Below are 16857 nucleotides of genomic sequence, written 5' to 3'. Positions count from 1 at the left end.
CCTGCACGAGGAGGGGTAGCGCCCTCAGGAGCCGTCCACAGGCGCTAGAAGAGCCAGAGCGCCAGCGGGATGGTCAGGATCAGGCTGATCGCCACCCGGACGAACCAGATGACCAGCAGTCGCGGGATCGAGATCGGGATCTGGGTGCCCAGCAGGCTCGGCACCATCGCGGAGAAGAAGATCACCTGCGAGACGCAGACCACCGCGACGACGAACTTCACCGACATCGCCGACTCCGTCACCAGCGCGGCCGGCAGGAACATCTCCGAGATGCCGAGCGCGGCGGCCTTGGCCACGAGCAGCGGCTCAGGGATCTGCATCGCCCAGGTGATCGGGTAGAAGAGGTAGCCCAGCCAGTCAAAGACGGGCGTGTACTTGGCCAGGACCAAACCGATCAGACCCACCGACAGGATCGACGGCAGGATCGCCATCGCCATCAGCAGACCGTCCCTGAAGTTGGCCAGGATGGTGCGCCCCACGCCGGGGTCGGCCGCGACCGTGCCCTTGGCCGCCTGCCAGGCCGCCGCCCACCGGCTGCCCTCGTGGTCGACCTCGGGCTGAGGGGTGGCGCCCTCGGCATACTCCTCGGGCTCGCGGCTCAGCGGCCAGACGCGCACGCTCACCGCCGTCACCAGGAAGGTGATGACGAGCGTGGACCAGAAGTAGAGCGTCCAGTGCTCCATCAGGTCCAGCGCCTTGGCCACGACGATCATGAACGTCGCCGAGACCGTCGAGAAGCCGGTCGCGATGATCAGCGCCTCACGCCGGTTGTACTTGCCCTCGAGGTAGACGCGGTTGGTGATGAGCAGCGCCAGCGAGTAGGAGCCGACGAAGCTGGCCACCGCGTCCACGGCGGAGCGGCCGGGCGTCTTGAAGACCGGCACCATGAACGGCCGCACGATCACGCCCACCCACTCCATCAGGCCGTAGCCGACCAGCAGCGCCAGGAAGACCGCACCGATCGGGACGAGCAGGCCGACGGGGACCACGAGGGCGTTGAACAGGAACGGCCCCATGTCGTCCTCGAACAGCCAGGCGGGGCCCAGCTTGAAGACCAGCATGATCCCGACGACCAGGCCCACGACCCGCAGGACCGAGAAGACCGTCGTGGTCACGTTGCGCTTCCACGTCCCGGACACCCAGGGGTATGCCGCGCCCGCCGCGATGAGCGCGAGGGCGTAGTAGGGCAGCACGGCCGGGATCTCGGCCCGCAGCCAGCTCACCATGTGGTCGAGCGGGATGGTGTTCTTCTCGCCGATCGTGATCGGCACGAAGAACATGAAGATCCCGATGGCGGACAGGACGAAGAACTTCCACATGCCCGGGTTCCCGACGGTGCTGGGCTCGTCGCCGATCACCTCGGCGAGGTGCTCCTGCCCGGCGTCCTCGTGCTCGGCGTGCTTGCGGCTCACGACGCCTGCCCCTCTCGCATCGGCACCCGCACACCGCGCTCCTGGGCGACGTGCTCGGCCTCTGGGTAGCCGGCGTCGACGTGGCGGATGACGCCCATCCCCGGGTCGTTGGTCAGCACGCGCTCGAGCTTCATCCGGGCCAGGTCCGTGCCGTCGGCGAGGGAGACCTGGCCGGCGTGCAGGGACCGGCCGATCCCGACACCGCCGCCGTGGTGCAACGACACCCACGAGGCACCCGACGCCGTGTTGACGAGGGCGTTGAGCAGCGGCCAGTCGGCGATCGCGTCGGACCCGTCGAGCATCCCCTCGGTCTCGCGGTAGGGGCTGGCCACGGAGCCGCAGTCGAGGTGGTCGCGACCGATGACGATCGGCGCGGACAGCTCGCCGGAGGCGACCATGTCGTTGAACCTCACGCCGGCCTTGTCGCGCTCCCCGTAGCCGAGCCAGCAGATGCGGGCGGGCAGACCCTCGAAGTGGACCTTGTCCCGCGCGCCGCGCAGCCACTTCTGCAGGCGGTCGTTGTCGGGGAAGAGATCCATGACGGCCTGGTCGGTGGCGTAGATGTCCTTGGGGTCGCCCGAGAGCGCCGCCCAGCGGAACGGACCCTTGCCCTCGCAGAACAGCGGGCGGATGTACTTCGGCACGAAGCCCTCGACGTCGAAGGCGCGGTCGTAGCCGCCCTTGCGCGCCTCGTCGCGGATGCTGTTGCCGTAGTCGAAGACCTCGACGCCCTTGTCCTGGAAGCCGACCATGGCCTCCACATGGCGGGCCATGGACTCCTGGGCGCGGTCGGTGAACTCCTCGGGCTTCTTCTCGGCATACTCGAACCACTCGTCCACCGACACCCCGACCGGTAGGTAGGACAGCGGGTCGTGGGCCGACGTCTGGTCGGTGACGATGTCGATGTCGACGCCGTGGCGCAGCAGCTCGGGGAAGATCTCCGCAGCGTTGCCCTCGATGCCGACCGACAGCGCGCGCCGCTCGGCCTTCGCCTTCAGCGCCTGCTCGACACCGGCGTCGAGGGAGTCGGCGATCACGTCCAGGTAGCCGTGGTCGACCCTGCGCTGCAGGCGCGAGCGGTCGACGTCGACGATGAGGCAGACGCCGCCGTTGAGCGTGACGGCCAGGGGCTGGGCGCCGCCCATGCCGCCGCAGCCGCCGGTGAGGGTCAGGGTGCCGGCGAGCGTGCCGCCGAACTTGCGCTCGCCGATCGCGGCGAAGCACTCGTAGGTGCCCTGGAGGATGCCCTGGCTGCCGATGTAGATCCAGGAACCCGCGGTCATCTGGCCGTACATCGTCAGCCCGAGCTGCTCGAGGCGACGGAACTCCGGCCAGGTGGCCCAGTCGGGCACGAGGTTGGAGTTGGCGATGAGCACCCGCGGCGCCCACTCGTGCGTCTGCATGACGCCGACCGGACGCCCGGACTGGACGAGCATGGTCTCGTCCTGCTTGAGCGTGGTGAGGGTGCGCACCATCGCGTCGAAGCTCTTCCAGTCGCGCGCGGCGCGGCCGGTGCCGCCGTAGACGACGAGGTCGTCGGGACGCTCGGCGACCTCGGGGTCGAGGTTGTTCATGAGCATCCGCAGGGGGGCCTCGGTCGCCCAGGACCGGGCGGTCAGGGTGGTTCCGCGGGGTGAGCGGACGGGTCGTGCGCCTTCCATCGTGGTCTCCTTCGACTGGGTATGGCGTGGGCTGGGGCAGGGGGCCAGCGCCGGGTGGCGCGGGCCGGGTGGTCAGCTGAGCAGGCCGGTCTCGCGCTCGGCGGCGGCGCGGACGCGCCCGTCGAGGACGAGGTCGACGGTGCTCTCGATCTCCGGGGAGAGGTAGCGGTCGGGGCCGGGGCCCTCGACGCCGGACTCCCGCAGCAGCGCGACGACGGCGGCCGTCGCGGGGGCGGGGGCGAGCGGGGCGCGCAGGTCGAGGGCGCGCGCCGCGGTGAGGATCTCGATCGCGAGGACCCGGCCGAGGCCGTCGACGCTCCTGCGCAGCTTGCGCGCGGCGTTCCAGCCCATCGAGACGTGGTCCTCCTGCATCGCCGAGCTCGGGATCGAGTCCACGCTCGCCGGGGCGGCGAGGCTCTTGAGCTCGGAGACGATCGCGGCCTGGGTGTACTGCGCGATCATGTGGCCGCTGTCGGTGCCGGGGTCGTCCGCGAGGAACGGCGGGAGGCCGTGGTTGCGGGCCACGTCCAGGAACCGGTCGGTGCGCCGCTCGGAGATGCTCGCGAGGTCGGCGGTGACCACGGCCAGGAAGTCCAGGACGTGGGCGACGGGGGCGCCGTGGAAGTTGCCGTTGGACTCGACGCGGCCGTCCAGGGTGACCACCGGGTTGTCGACGGCGGCGGCCAGCTCGCGCTGGGCCACGACCTCGGCGTGGTCGCAGGTGTCGCGGACCGAGCCGTGGACCTGCGGGGAGCAGCGCAGCGAGTAGGCGTCCTGCACCCGGGTGCAGGCCTCGGTGCGGTGGCTCTCGCGGATGGCGCTGCCCGCCATGAGCGTGCGCATGTTCTCGGCGGCGCGCGCCTGGCCCGGGTGCGGGCGCAGGGCGTGCAGGTCGGCGGCGAAGACGTCGTCGGTGCCGAGCTGTCCCTCGACGCTCATCGCCGCGGCGATGTCGGCGGTGGTCAGCAGGGTCCGCAGGTCGTGCAGGGCCAGGACCAGCATGCCGAGCATGCCGTCGGTGCCGTTGATGAGGGCCAGGCCCTCCTTCTCGGCCAGCTGGACCGGGGCGATCCCGGCCGCGGCGAGCGCCTGGGCGGCGGGCACGAGCTCGCCGGCGGTCCCGTCGGTGCCGTCGCCGACCCGGACCATGCCCTCGCCCATGACGGCGAGGGCGCAGTGGGCCAGCGGGGCCAGGTCACCGGAGCAGCCGAGCGAGCCGTACTCCTTGACGACCGGGGTGATGCCCGCGTTGAGGAGCGCGGCATACGCCTGCGCCGTCTCGACCTTGACGCCGGTGCGGCCGGTGGCCAGGGTCGACAGGCGCAGCAGCATGAGCGCACGGATCACCTCGCGCTCGACCTCGGGGCCGGAGCCCGCGGCGTGGCTGCGGACGAGGCTGCGCTGCAGCTGGGCGCGCTTCTCCGGCGGGATGCTGGTGTTGGCCAGGGCGCCGAAGCCCGTGGAGATGCCGTAGTGCGGCTGGGTGTCGCTCGCGAGGTCCTCGATGATCCGGCGGGTCGCCGCGATGCCCTCGACGGCGGCGTCGGAGAGGCGGACGGGGGCACCGTGGCGGGCGACGGCCACGACGTCGGCGAAGCTCAGGGGGCCGACGTCGACGGTGACCTCGGTGGGGGTGTCGTGCTCGGGGAGGCGGCTCATGACACTACTGTCGGGGCATACTGCGCCCTCGTGGTGCGTCGTGGAGGGGGGTCCCGTCTCAGATGCAAGACCGCGCCCGCGTCCTGCGCCATACTTGAGGGATGGCCAACGCACGCGCCGCCGCCCACGCGCTCGACGTGCTCACCTTCCTCGCCCGCCACGCGACCCCCCAGCCGGCCGCCGCGATCGCGCGCGAGCTGGGGCTGCCAAGGTCCACGACCTACCACCTCCTCACCGTGCTCGTGGAGCGCGGTTTCGTCGTGCACCTGCCCGAGGAGCGTCGCTACGGCCTCGGCGTGGCGGCCTTCGAGCTGGGCTCGGCCTACTCGAGGCACGGCCCGCTGCAGCGGCTGGCCGCGCCGGTGCTGCGGCGCCTCGCCGACAGCGTCCAGGAGAACGCCCACCTGGCGGTGCTCCACGGCCGGGACATCGTCTACCTCGTCGAGGAGCGGGTCGCCGGACGGCCCTCGCTCGTCAGCGACGTCGGCGTGCGGCTGCCGGCGTCGTTGACGGCGACCGGTCTGGCGATCCTCTCCGCGCTCCCCGCGGCGCAGGTCCGCGCGCTCTTCCCCTCCCCCGACGCCTTCGTGCAGCGGCACGGCGCGGGGCCGACCTCGCTCACCACCCTGCACCCCCTGCTGGCGCAGGCACGGGCGCAGGGGTATGCCGCGGAGTCCGGCTACGTCACGCCCGGCCTGAACTCGGTGGCCGCCCCCGTGCTCGACCACGGCGGTCACCCGGTGGCGGGCGTCGCCGTCACCGCGGAGGTCGGGCGGATGACGCCGGAGGCCCGGGAGGAGATCGTCCGCCAGGTCCGGCGCACCACCGAGGAGATCTCGCGCCGGCTGGGCGGACGCAGCACCTCCACGACCCGCTGACCGACCGGACAGGCGTTCCTGCCAGACCGGACAGGCGTTCCTGCCCCACCGGACAGGCGTTCCTGCCCCACCGGACAGGCGTTCCTGCCCCACCGGACAGGCGCTCCTGCCGGACCGGCCCCGAGTCGCTGACCAGCACCGATCCACGCGCCACCGGCGACGATCTCTGGCGCACCGGCCCGCACGGGGGTACTTTCTTCCCACGGGAGCCGACCCTCGCTCCCCCAGGTCGACGACGATCGGAGCCTCCTTATGTCACCTCGCAGCTGGCCCACCCGCACGCTTCGAGCCGGGGCTGTCGCGGCAGCCGCGCTCCTGACCCTCACCGCCTGCGGCGACGGCGGGGGCGAGGGCGGCGACGCCGCTTCCTTCCCCGAGGACGACATCTCGATGATCGTGCCCTTCTCCGCCGGCGGCCCCACGGACACCGTGACCCGCCTCATCGCCGAGCCTATGGGCGAGGCGCTGGAGGTGCAGGTCCTCGTCGAGAACGTCGAGGGCGCCGGCGGCACCGTCGGTGGCGCCGAGGCCGCTCAGGCCGACCCCGACGGCTACACCGTCCTCATGCACCACATCGGCATGTCCACCGCGCCGACGCTCTACGAGGACCTCGCCTACGACCCGCAGACCGACTTCAAGACCGTCGGGCTGGTGACCGAGGTGCCGATGACGATCATCGCCCGCAAGGACTTCGAGGCGACCGACGCCAAGGACCTCATCACCTATCTCAAGGAGAATGCCGACTCGGTCAACCTCGCCCACGCCGGTGTCGGCTCGGCCTCCAACCTCTGCGGCCTGCTGCTGCAGGACGCGCTGGGCGTGACGTTCAACGAGGTGCCCTACGACGGGACAGGCCCGGCCATGACCGAGCTGGTGGGCGGACAGGTCGACCTCATGTGCGACCAGACGACCAACACCTCCAGCCAGATCAAGGACGGCAGCGTCAAGGCCTACGCGGTGACCACGCCAGAGCGTGTCGAGTCGCTCTCGGACCTCCCGACGGCGCAGGAGTCGGGACTGGACCTGGAGGTCAGCGTGTGGCACGGCCTCTACGTGCCGGCGGAGACTCCTGACGACGTCGTCGCGAAGCTGACCGAGGCGCTCCAGGCCGCGCTCAAGGACCAGACGGTCATCGACGAGATGGCCAAGCTCGGCACCGCACCGGTGGCCGAGGACCAGGCCACCCCGGAGGCGCACTCGGCCAAGCTCAAGGAGCAGACCGAGCTCTGGGCGGGGATCCTGCCGGCCGGTGGCTGACATCAGCGCCGGCACCCCCGCCGCGTCCTCCTCCGACGGGCCGACGAACGTCGACCCGTCGGAGGGGGCACGGCAGCGCACCTGGTCCTCCGCGGACCTCGCCGCGGGCATCATCTTCGTGCTCCTCGGGCTCGCCTTCGCCCTCGGCTCGCTGCAGTACGAGATGGGCACCCTGCTGAAGATGGGCCCGGGCTACGTCCCGCTGAGCGTCGGGCTCGTGCTGTGCGCCCTCGGCGTCGGCGTGATCGTCAAGGCGTTCGTCGGTCCCGACCGCACGGCGGATCTCGCCGGCGTCAGCGACCCGCAGGGCGCACCCCGTGAGTTCGGGCGGCTGCAGTGGCGGCCTACGGTCCTCGTGCTGGCCGCGGTGCTCTTCTTCGCGCTGACCTTCGAGGGCCTCGGGCTGTTCCTCTCCGTCTTCGGCACCTCTCTGCTCGCCTCCTACGCCCGCCCCGGGACGACGGCGGTGCAGGCTCTCGCGCCGGCCGCCGGGCTGACCGTCGCATCGTGGTTGATCTTCGTCCTGGGACTCCAGCAACGACTGCCGTTGCTGGGCGAGTGGTTGGGGGGCTGACGTGGACCTCTTCGACAACCTCATCCTGGGCCTGACGACCGCGTTCCAGCTCAAGAACCTCCTCTTCTGCCTGCTCGGCGTCGCGCTGGGCACAGCGGTCGGCGTGCTCCCGGGCATCGGCCCGACGGCCACGGTGGCGATGCTGCTGCCGATCACCTTCGGCTTCGACGAGCCGGTCACCGCCATCATCATGCTCGCCGGCATCTACTACGGCGCGCAGTATGGCGGTTCCACCACCGCGATCCTGATCAACCTTCCGGGAGAGTCGTCCTCGGCGGTCACCGCCCTGGACGGACACCAGCTTGCTCGCCAGGGCAAGGCCGGGACCGCCCTGGCCATCGCCGCCCTCTCCTCCTTCGCCGCCGGCACCGTGGCCACGGTGGCGATCGCCGTCGCCGCCCCGCCGCTCACGGCGGTGGCGCTGAAGTTCGGGCAGGCCGAGCTGTTCTCCGTCGTGGTGCTCGGCCTCATCGTCTCGATCGCCCTGGCCAGCGGCTCACCGCTCAAGGCGCTGGCGATGATCGTCCTGGGCATCCTGCTCAGCACCGTCGGCCGCGACGGCTTCACCAACACGGCTCGCTTCACCTTCGGCATCCCCGACCTTGACGCCGGGTTCAACTTCGTCTCGGTGGCCGTCGGCCTGTTCGGCGTCGCCGAGATCCTGCGCAACCTGCACGACCCCCAGCACAGCGGCCGGATCGTCGGCGCCATCAAGGGCCTGTGGCCGGGGCGCGAGGACCTGCGCCGGTCCGTGGCGCCCGCCACCCGCGGCACCGTGCTGGGATCGATCCTCGGCGTGCTGCCCGGCGGCGGTCACGTGCTCGCGTCGTTCGGCTCCTACGCCCTGGAGAAGAAGGTCTCCAGGAACCCCAAGGAGTTCGGCCACGGTGCGATCGCCGGCGTCGCCGGACCCGAGGCCGCCAACAACGCCGCGGCGCAGACGAGCTTCATACCCCTCCTGACCCTGGGCCTGCCGGCGAACGGCGTCATGGCCATGATCGCGGGCGCCCTCATCCTGCAGGGCATCGCCCTCGGTCCTTCGGTCATCCAGGACGAGCCGGAGCTGGTCTGGGGGCTCATCGCCTCGATGTGGATCGGCAACTTCCTGCTGGTGCTGCTCAACCTCCCCCTGATCGGGATGTGGGTCAAGATGCTGCAGGTGCCCTACTGGGTGCTCTTCCCGGCCATCGTCGTCTTCGCCTGCATCGGCTGCTACTCGATCCGCGGCAACATCTACGAGGTCCTGGGGATCGTGGTCTTCGGCCTCATCGGCTACCTGCTCATCCGCGCTGGCTGCGAGCCGGTCCCGCTGCTGCTCGGCTTCGTCCTCGGCCCGTTCCTGGAGGAGTACCTCCGTCGCGCGCTGATCATCAGCCGTGGCGACCCGATGACCTTCCTCACCCGCCCGATCTCCGCGACGCTCCTGGGGCTGGCCCTCGTGGCCCTGGTGATCGCGGTCCTGCCGACGATCCGCCGCAAGCGCGAGGTGGTCTTCGCCGAGGAGGAGTAGGTGCCGCTCGAGGTGCTGCTCCTGATGTGCGGCACCGTGTGCCTGGGCGCGCTCCTGCAGAGGACGGCGGGGATGGGGCTCGGCATGGTCGCGGCCCCGCTGCTGACCCTGCTGCTGGGCCCGGTCGCCGGGGTGACGACCAGCAACATGGCTGCCGTGGCCGTCGCCCTGCTCGTGCTCCGCGACCTGCGGCACCACGTCGACTGGCGCCGGTATGCCGCGCTCGCGCCGCTCATCGTCGTGGGCTCGGTGCTGGGCGCCCTCGCCGTCCGCTCGACGCCGGCCGCCTGGCTCGACGTGCTGGTGGGAGGTTCGGTGCTCCTCGCCCTCGTCGCCGGCGGCGTGCTGGCCAGGCGCACCGAGATCACGCTGCCCGGCACCTCCGTGGTCGCCGGCCTGGCCGCCGGCTTCATGAACACCACCTCAGGCGTCGCCGCACCGGCGATGACGGCCTACTCGCTGGCCACCCGGTGGGAGCACCGCGCCTTCCGCGCCACCCTGCAACCGGTCTTCCTCACCGCCAACCTGACCTCGCTGCTCACCAAGGGACTGCTCGGCGCCGCACCCGCGCCGGGGGTGCTGCCTGTGGTGATCTGGCCAGCCCTGGCGGCAGCCGCGGTGCTCGGCGTCCTCCTGGGCAGGCCGGTGGCGAGGCGACTCTCGGCCCGCGCCGCGGCACGCACGGCGCTGGTGCTGGCCACCGCCGGCGCCTGCGCCGCCCTGGTGCGCGGGCTGCTGAGCCTCGCCTAGCGTTGTGCTCATGCGCGCCATCGAGATCCGAGAGCCGGGCGAGGCCGAGGTCCTCGTGCCCGTGGACGTCCCCGCCCCCACCCCCGGCGAGGGTGAGGTCATCGTCGACGTCGTCGCGGCCGGCGTCAACCGCGCCGACGTGCAGCAGCGGAAAGGCTTCTACCCGCCGCCGCCCGGCGCCAGCCCGCTGCCGGGGCTCGAGGTGAGCGGCCGGGTGGCCGCGCTCGGCCCCGGGGTGAACGGCTGGTCCGTCGGCGACGAGGTCTGCGCGCTCCTCACCGGCGGCGGGTATGCCGAGCACGTCGCCGTCCCCGCGGGGCAGCTCCTGCCGGTGCCGCACGGCATACCCCTGGCCGATGCCGCGGCACTGCCGGAGGTGGCGTGCACGGTCTGGAGCAACCTGGTGAGCGAGGCCGGCCTGCGCGACGGCGAGACCGTGCTGCTGCACGGCGGTTCGAGCGGCATCGGCACCATGGCGATCCAGGTCGCCTCGGCGCTGGGGGCGCGGGTCGTCGTGACCGCGGGCAGCGAGGACAAGCTCGACGCGTGCCGTGAGCTCGGCGCGGACGTGCTCGTGAACTACCGCGAGCAGGACTTCGTCGAGGAGGTGCGGGCGGCGACCGATGGCCGGGGAGCCGACGTGATCCTCGACGTGGTCGGTGCGAAGTACCTAACCCGCAACGTCGACGCGCTGGCCCCGGACGGCCGGCTCGTCGTCATCGGGCTCCTCGGCGGACGGCGGGCCGAGCTGGACCTCGGGACGCTGCTGAGCAAACGCGCGCGGGTCATCGCCACGTCGCTGCGCTCCCGACCGGCGGACGGCAAGGCCGGGATCGTGGCCGAGGTCCGCGAGCGGGTGTGGCCGTGGCTCGAGGACGGACGGGTGCGCACCGTCATCCAGTCCCGCTACCCGCTCGACCGGGCCGCCGACGCCCATCGGGAGATGGAGGCCTCCGGACACGTCGGCAAGATCCTCCTCGACGTGGGCCCCGCCTGACCGTGGCCGTTGCGCCTGTCCGGTCCGGCCGTTGCGCCTGTCCGGTGCGGCCGTTGCGCCTGTCCGGTGCGGCCGTTGCGCCTGTCCGGTCCGGCCGTTGCGCCTGTCCGGTCCGGCCGTTGCGCCTGTCCGGTGCGGCCGTTGCGCCTGTCCGGTCCGGCCGTTGCGCCTACCGGCCGGCGTCCCGCAGCAGCCGCCCCGGTCGGCGCGGCTGGTCCGCGGCCTGGATCGCCGCGAGGATGCCGACGGTGCTGCGGTCGGCCTCATCGAGCTCGGCAGGCGCCACCCACATCGCTTTCCTGGCCTCGGTCGCGAGCCCCAGCACGGGCCTGGCCTCGAGCGGCACCCGGAAGATCACGTCGATGCCCTGCCGCTCCACGTCGACCTGCACGGCCACGACGTCGCCGGGGTCGACCTCGATCCCGATCTCCTCGGCCACCTCCCTGCGCACGGCGTCCTCGGGCGTCTCGCCCTTGCCCATGAACCCGCCGGGCAGGCTCCAGCCCGCCCGGTGCGGCTGCCACAGCACGAGGATCTCGCCGGCATGCTCCAGGACGCACACGGCGCCGGCGGTGTAGCTGGGCGAGGCCAGCCGCACCACGTGGCGCTTCAGCGGCGTCGGGATCCCCCGGAAGGCCAGCAGCGCAGCCGTCCCCAGCTTGCGGCGCAGCGTGCCCGTGTCCATCCGTCCACCCAACCACATCGACCTGGCACCGGCCCGGCCACCGCATGGCACGATGAGGCACCGTGTCGCCTACGTATCGAGAGAAGCCCGTCGGTCCCGTCGCCTGGCTCGTCCTCGCCGCCCTGATCCTGCTCGGTCTCTACCTCGTCCGGCTGCGCCTGGGCACCCTCGACGGCCTGGCGCTGGCGATCGTCGGGGTGGTCGCCGTCCCGGCCGCCATCGCGATGTGGTCGACCAACCACTACTCCGGTCTGCGGATCACCGACACCCACCTGGTCGTCGGCCGCGACAGGATCCCGCTCTCCTCGATCGACCCGGCGAGCGTCCGGGCCCCCGGCGAGCCGGACCCCGCCCCGCGGGGCAACCTGGCTGGCGGAGGGTATGCCGTGCCGCTGGGCATGAAGGCGGTCGCCGCCTTCGTGCACGGCCGGGGTCAGGTCCGCTTCCCGACCCACCGGCCGGAGGAGCTGGCCGAGGCCCTGCGCGCCGCGCTCACCAGAAGTCGAGATTAGCCGTCCGGTAGGCCGGGGGCGCCACCCCACGGAAGAGCTCGTCGGCCGTCCACATGAGCGCCAGCACGAGCTCGGCCAGGCGAGTGCCCTCCACCCAGCTCACGCCGGTGGTCCGCGACCCCTCCGCCATCACCTGCTCGAGCAGGGGCGGCAGGTCGTGCGTGACCACGACGGTGCCGTCGGCGCGCTCCAGGAGCGCGCGGTGCGTGCCGACCGAGCGCTCCTTGACCGGCCGGGGGACCGTCGGACCCACCACCCGGTAGACCCACGAGCCACCGCCGTCCTCACGAGCCGCCACGAGCTGGGTGTGCGCCACCAGCGGGCTGCGCGGCGTAGGTTCGACGGCCACCCGCCCGCAGGTGACCTCCACGCCGCCCAGCGTCAGCGGCATCGTGGTCCAGGGCCAGGGCAGCGCCTCGTGGAACTGCGCCTGCCCGCTCGCGACCGGCGCGCCGCGCCAGGTCGCGACGAGCTGGCGGCCGGTGGCCCACGCGAGCTCCAGGCGTCCCTGGGCGAGGTCGTACGAGCCCCGGGGCAGCGACCCCGGTTCCTCCGTCGAGCGCCGGTCCCAGGTGCGCCGGTCCAGGAAGGTCGTGGTGGCCGAGCCGGCCGCCAGGAGCGTGTCCCACACGTCAGCGCCCGGCGAGGCGCCCGGGCTCACTGCGGCGCACCGGTCGTGGCCAGCTCGCGCTCACGGGCCTGGGCGGCCCAGGCGTCGGCCCGGACCCGGCCGGCCCGGTGCCGCAGGTCGCGTGCCGCGGCCTGGGCGGCGTTGCGGTAGGTCCAGACCTGCCCGCGGACGTCGTCGGCGTGGGGGCAGTCCCAGAGCGGACTGGCCGCCGTAGCGCTCACGCCGTCGAGGACCGTCTCGACGTCGTCCGCGAGCGTCTCGAGCTGGCGGGCACGGGCAAAGAGCTGTTCAGAGGTCATGGCTGCTCCTGTCCTAGAACCAGTTCATCGGGTTGAGGTCGGACTCGGCGACGTCCTCGAGCCGGTCGCCGGCCCAGTCCGCGGCCTGGTCGGCCGCGGCGGTGATGTCGTCCCAGTGCTCGACGACCTCGGCACCGGCCCAGACCACGCCCGTCACGGCCACCAGGCCCAGCGTCACCGGGTTCGGCGCGACCATGGCGGCCGTCATGGAGGCGTTGAAGGCCGTCTCGGCATACTCCCCGACGACGTGCGCCCGGCCCTCGACCCCTCCCTCGTTCCACATCTGCTGGTGCTCGTCGAAGTTGTTCACCAGGCCGACGACCCCGTCCACAGTGGCGAACGCGCTGCCTGCCGCGCCCGCGACGCGCAGCGCGCCGGCGGAGGAGAGCATGGTGCGCACCCCGCTCTGGTTGGCCATCGAGAGCATGTTGCCCGCGCCGCGGACATAGGTCGCCCCGGTCGTCGGGTTGGTCCAGGCCCGGCCCAGGACGCCGTTGGTGATCGCGGACAGCCGCGTGGCGAGCTGCCCCCCGCTGGTGGTGCTGAGGATGCCGCTCACCCACGTCGTCGCCCGGGTCCCGGTCTGGGACTGCAGGAAGCGGGCCAGCAGGGTGGACCGCTGCACCCCCTGGACCTGGTACGGCTGGGTCCGGCTGGCCATGCGAGCGACCCAGTCGTCGAAGTTCTCGGTGATCGGGGTGATCGTCGTCAGGACCCGCCCGGCGGTGTTGGGCACGAAGGCGCCGGGGTACTTGAACTGCGTGCGCCCCCGCAGGTAGTAGTCGTCGAGCGTGTTCAGCGCCGAGCTGATGCGGTTGGCCCAGGCGGCCCGCGAGCCCTCGTTGACCGTGGCGAGCGCGTCGAGGGCCGGGGTGACGATCCGCGACCGCGCGAGCAGGTTGGCCAGCGCCGGCCCGCCCACCTGGAAGATCGCGGCCATCGAGGACACGCTGACGTAACCCACCTGCGCGACGTCGTTGACCAGCCCGAAGGCCTCGACGAGCGCCTCCGCCTGCTCCTGGTTGGCCATCCCCGCGAGGCGCCGGATCGCGTCGGCCTGGAGCTGCTCGAAGAGCTCCTTGAGGTTGGCGGGGTCGGTGTTCTGCCACCTGCGGTCGTCGGGGTCGGCGAGCGCCACGGCGATCATCGCGTCGTCGATCGGCGTCTGCCCGCCGGCGATCTCGGTCGCCAGCTCGCGGGACATCGTCACGCCGCCGATCGTCACGGTGGCGCCGTTGATCTTGTCGACGATGCCGATCCGCTTGGTGATCTCGCGAGAGGTGTCGGTGGCCCAGCCCTCCACCGGGGCGAGGCGGGCGACGTCGCCGGCCGCGTCCAGGTCACGGGCCCGGCTCAGCAGCCCGGGCAGCTCACGCGCCGCGGTGTCGAGGGCGACCACGGTGGCGGCCAGCACGTCCGGGTCGACCTTGACCCCCATCAGCCGGCCGCCCTCGTGACCGCCTCACGCAGCTGCGAGGAGCCGGGGAGCAGACCGGCATACAGCGTCCAGACCTCCGCGGCCCGGACGGGACGGAAGGTGGCGACCGTCTCCGGGGTGACGTCCTCGCGCCGCAGCGGCTCGGCCGGGCTCTCGCGGACCCAGTAGCCACCGTCGCCGCAGTCCCACACCGCGACCCCGGCGCAGTCCGAGACCTCCGGCCCCCAGACCACGGTGACCCGGTGGCTGCTGCGCAGGTGCGCCAGCGTGGCCATGACCAGGTGGGCGTCCTCGTCGGGCAGGCCGTCGAAGTAGGTGTCGAACTTCGCGGTCACGACCGTGCGCACCGAGTCCCACGCCTCGGCGTCGACCGCCATGGCGCCGAGCACCGCGTCGACCGCCCCGAGCGGGACGCTGAACGGCCTGGCGGCCGCGGGGACCTCGTGCCGCCGCAGACCGGTGAGGCGGGCCATGAGGAACACCAGCTGGGTCAGCTCGTCCCGGTGGTAGACCGTGGCGTCGCGGGTCTCCCCGGGCCACGGGTCGGTGTACCACATCGTCTCGCCGTGCACGGCGACCGTCGCCACGGTCGGACCCTGCGGCCCGGCGACCTCGACCAGCACCTGCAGCAGCGGCTCGTGCACCGCCTGCACGAGGTCGAGCACGAGCGGGTGGACCGCCTCCGTGCCGTCGTGCTCGACGACCAGGCCGCTCTCGCGCACCCGTCGACCTGCCTCGCTGTCGCTGACCGCGGCCCCGTGGTTGATCTCCCGCAGGGCCTCCAGCTCCCTCTCGGTGACCTCGATCCGCTGGCGTACCTCGTCAAGCCGTGCCATGTGCTTCCTCCCGGTGGTGAAGACGGCGCCAGTCCTCCCCCGACACCCTGCGCCACCCTACCGGCTCCGGGACGGTCCCACCCGGAGTAGTCACGGGGCTCGTTAGGGTGGGCCGTGATGGGCATCCGTGAGCGCATCCCGACGACCGTCGCCCTCGGCCTGCGGCGGGGTCTCGTCGTGGGGCTGCTCGCCCTCGTCGCCTTCCTCGGGGGCGTCTCCGCGACCCAGCTGTGGCCGGTGCACGCGCAGACGCGCTACTTCTCGGCCGACGTCGCGGTCACGCCGAGGCTGGACTCGACGGTCGAGCTGCCCACGGTCGTCGGCGACGTGATCATCACCTTCGACGGCCCCCTGCCCGCGCCCGGGCTGACCGCACAGGTGCAGGTGCGCGACGAGGTGACCGACCTGCTCCGCTCGGGGCGCCTGCGCAGCGCCGACCTCCAGCCCGACCGGGCCGAGCTGCGGGCGGCCATGGACGGCGCGGTGCGCGAGGTGGCGTGGAAGTTCGCCGCCGGTGCCCTCGGCACCTCCCTGCTCGCCCTCCTCGCGTATGCCGTCTCCCGCCCCCACCACGCCCGTCAGGTCGTCGTGGCGTCGGGGCTGGCGACGGGGCTGGCGCTGGCCGGGTCGGGCGGGGCGGCCTCCCTGACCTACCGCACCGACCGCGTCGCGGAGTACCGCGCGACCTCGCTCCTGTCGCTGGTCCAGACCAACGCGAGCATCCTGGACGACCTCGACCGCAAGGCCGACCAGGGCGCGATCTACGTCACCAACCTGCTCGCGCTCTCCGACGCGGTGCGTGAGGAGTTCACCTCCGCGGTGGCGCAGCAGCCCGAGGCCGCGCGCTTCCTGCTGGTCAGCGACATCCACGGGATGAACCAGTACCCGCTCATGCGTCAGGTCATCGCCTCGGAGGACATCGACGCGGTCATCGACGCCGGCGACCTCATCAACTTCGGGCAGGCGCGCGAGGGCGAGCTGACCGGGATGTACGACGGGATCGAGAGCCTGGGCGTGCCCTACATCTTCGTTCGCGGCAACCACGACGCGTTCTCCGCGACGGACGAGGGTCTGCTGCGGCGGATGGCGCGGGTGCCCAACGTGGTGCTGCTCGAGCCGACTGCGGGACAGTTCAACCGCGTCGAGGTCAACGGCGTCTCGCTCAGCGGTTTCAACGACGTCCGCTGGTACAACCAGCGCAGCGAGGACTACGGCGGGGAGCAGGTCTCGGCGGCCGAGCGCTTCGGGGCTGCCCAGGACGGTCTGGAGCCGACCGACCTTGTCGTCACCCACCAGCCCTACGCCGCGCACCGGGTCACCACCGGCGCCATCACCGTCAACGGGCACATGCACGTCCCGGCCCTTGAACGAGAGCACGTGCAGGTGGGCTCGTTCACCGGGGGCGGCCTCGTCAACCAGTTCCAGCTGCCGCCGCTGACCGAGGAGGCGCGTGAGGCCGCCGCCGAGGACCCGGAGACGCGCGGTGAGCTCGAGGGCAACCCCTACGCCTTCGACATCCTCACCGTCGGCCAGGACTGCTCGCTGCTCAGCCTCACGCGGTTCAGCTACCGTAACCTGGTGTCCGGGCGCCCGCAGTACGACGATGTCAGCGTCCTCAACGGCCGGACCCTCCAGCCGGACGTGCCCGAGGGCCGCACCTGCGGACCTGAGCTCGGCCTGACCGTCGGTCCGCTCTCCAGCGGCCCGCCGCTGGGCGGGACGACCGGCGACGACTCGTCGGTCACCACCGTGCCCTGA

The 16857-nt window shown here is 72.3% G+C and carries 16 protein-coding genes; 8 read left to right on the top strand and 8 right to left on the bottom strand.

What is annotated here, in order from left to right:
- Positions 1-44: 44 nt before the first annotated feature.
- The 3 genes from IEV65_RS13630 to hutH form a co-directional block, all read right to left on the bottom strand.
- A complete protein-coding gene (locus IEV65_RS13630; RefSeq protein ID WP_188431964.1) occupies positions 45-1319 on the bottom strand; it encodes a YjiH family protein in 1275 nt (424 codons plus the stop codon).
- Positions 1320-1408: 89 nt separating this feature from the next.
- Entirely contained in the window at positions 1409-3073 is a 1665-nt protein-coding gene (hutU, locus tag IEV65_RS13625) for a urocanate hydratase (protein ID WP_188431707.1), read from the bottom strand.
- 72 nt (positions 3074-3145) lie between these two features.
- Positions 3146-4732, bottom strand: a complete 1587-nt coding sequence (hutH, locus tag IEV65_RS13620; RefSeq protein ID WP_188431705.1) for a histidine ammonia-lyase — start codon at positions 4730-4732, stop codon at positions 3146-3148.
- 101 nt (positions 4733-4833) lie between these two features.
- Between hutH and IEV65_RS13615 the strand changes: the two genes are divergently transcribed.
- From IEV65_RS13615 to IEV65_RS13590, 6 genes are all read left to right on the top strand, one after another.
- On the top strand, positions 4834-5610 hold the full coding sequence (locus IEV65_RS13615; RefSeq protein WP_188431703.1) for an IclR family transcriptional regulator: 777 nt from the start codon (positions 4834-4836) through the stop codon (positions 5608-5610).
- A 252-nt stretch (positions 5611-5862) separates the two neighbouring features.
- Entirely contained in the window at positions 5863-6867 is a 1005-nt protein-coding gene (locus IEV65_RS13610) for a tripartite tricarboxylate transporter substrate-binding protein (RefSeq protein WP_188431701.1), read from the top strand.
- Positions 6860-7441 carry a tripartite tricarboxylate transporter TctB family protein gene (locus IEV65_RS13605; RefSeq protein ID WP_188431699.1) on the top strand — a complete coding sequence of 194 codons (582 nt, stop codon included), beginning with the start codon at positions 6860-6862 and terminating at the stop codon, positions 7439-7441. Before IEV65_RS13610 ends, IEV65_RS13605 begins: the two co-directional genes overlap by 8 nt.
- A gap of 1 nt (position 7442) precedes the next feature.
- Positions 7443-8951, top strand: a complete 1509-nt coding sequence (locus IEV65_RS13600) for a tripartite tricarboxylate transporter permease (protein WP_188431698.1) — start codon at positions 7443-7445, stop codon at positions 8949-8951.
- On the top strand, positions 8952-9701 hold the full coding sequence (locus IEV65_RS13595; protein WP_229735290.1) for a sulfite exporter TauE/SafE family protein: 750 nt from the start codon (positions 8952-8954) through the stop codon (positions 9699-9701).
- A gap of 10 nt (positions 9702-9711) precedes the next feature.
- Positions 9712-10698, top strand: coding sequence for an NAD(P)H-quinone oxidoreductase (locus IEV65_RS13590; RefSeq protein WP_188431696.1), 987 nt, complete (start codon positions 9712-9714; stop codon positions 10696-10698).
- Between the two features lie 169 nt (positions 10699-10867).
- Here IEV65_RS13590 and IEV65_RS13585 read toward each other — a convergent pair whose 3' ends face one another.
- Entirely contained in the window at positions 10868-11383 is a 516-nt protein-coding gene (locus IEV65_RS13585) for an NUDIX hydrolase (protein ID WP_188431694.1), read from the bottom strand.
- 62 nt (positions 11384-11445) lie between these two features.
- On the opposite strand from IEV65_RS13585, the gene IEV65_RS13580 reads away from it, so the two are divergent.
- Positions 11446-11895, top strand: a complete 450-nt coding sequence (locus IEV65_RS13580; RefSeq protein WP_188431692.1) for a DUF3093 family protein — start codon at positions 11446-11448, stop codon at positions 11893-11895.
- Here IEV65_RS13580 and IEV65_RS13575 read toward each other — a convergent pair.
- The 4 genes from IEV65_RS13575 to IEV65_RS13560 are packed head-to-tail and all read right to left on the bottom strand — an operon-like array spanning position 11876 to position 15099.
- Positions 11876-12556 (bottom strand): hypothetical protein, encoded by a 681-nt coding sequence (locus IEV65_RS13575; RefSeq protein WP_188431690.1) that lies wholly within the window; start codon positions 12554-12556, stop codon positions 11876-11878. The genes IEV65_RS13580 and IEV65_RS13575 overlap by 20 nt on opposite strands.
- Positions 12553-12825 (bottom strand): hypothetical protein, encoded by a 273-nt coding sequence (locus tag IEV65_RS13570; RefSeq protein ID WP_188431688.1) that lies wholly within the window; start codon positions 12823-12825, stop codon positions 12553-12555. Before IEV65_RS13570 ends, IEV65_RS13575 begins: the two co-directional genes overlap by 4 nt.
- 13 nt (positions 12826-12838) lie before the next feature.
- Entirely contained in the window at positions 12839-14263 is a 1425-nt protein-coding gene (locus tag IEV65_RS13565) for a hypothetical protein (protein WP_188431686.1), read from the bottom strand.
- On the bottom strand, positions 14263-15099 hold the full coding sequence (locus IEV65_RS13560) for a hypothetical protein (RefSeq protein WP_188431684.1): 837 nt from the start codon (positions 15097-15099) through the stop codon (positions 14263-14265). The genes IEV65_RS13565 and IEV65_RS13560 overlap by 1 nt, the downstream gene beginning before the upstream one ends.
- Before the next feature lie 117 nt (positions 15100-15216).
- On the opposite strand from IEV65_RS13560, the gene IEV65_RS13555 reads away from it, so the two are divergent.
- Positions 15217-16857, top strand: a complete 1641-nt coding sequence (locus IEV65_RS13555) for a metallophosphoesterase family protein (RefSeq protein ID WP_188431682.1) — start codon at positions 15217-15219, stop codon at positions 16855-16857.

It is taken from the genome of Ornithinimicrobium tianjinense (assembly GCF_014636495.1).
GTDB lineage: Bacteria > Actinomycetota > Actinomycetes > Actinomycetales > Dermatophilaceae > Ornithinicoccus > Ornithinicoccus tianjinensis.
The sequence above is the reverse complement of the archived record's forward strand: the minus strand, read 5'-3'. Positions and strand labels throughout refer to the sequence as shown.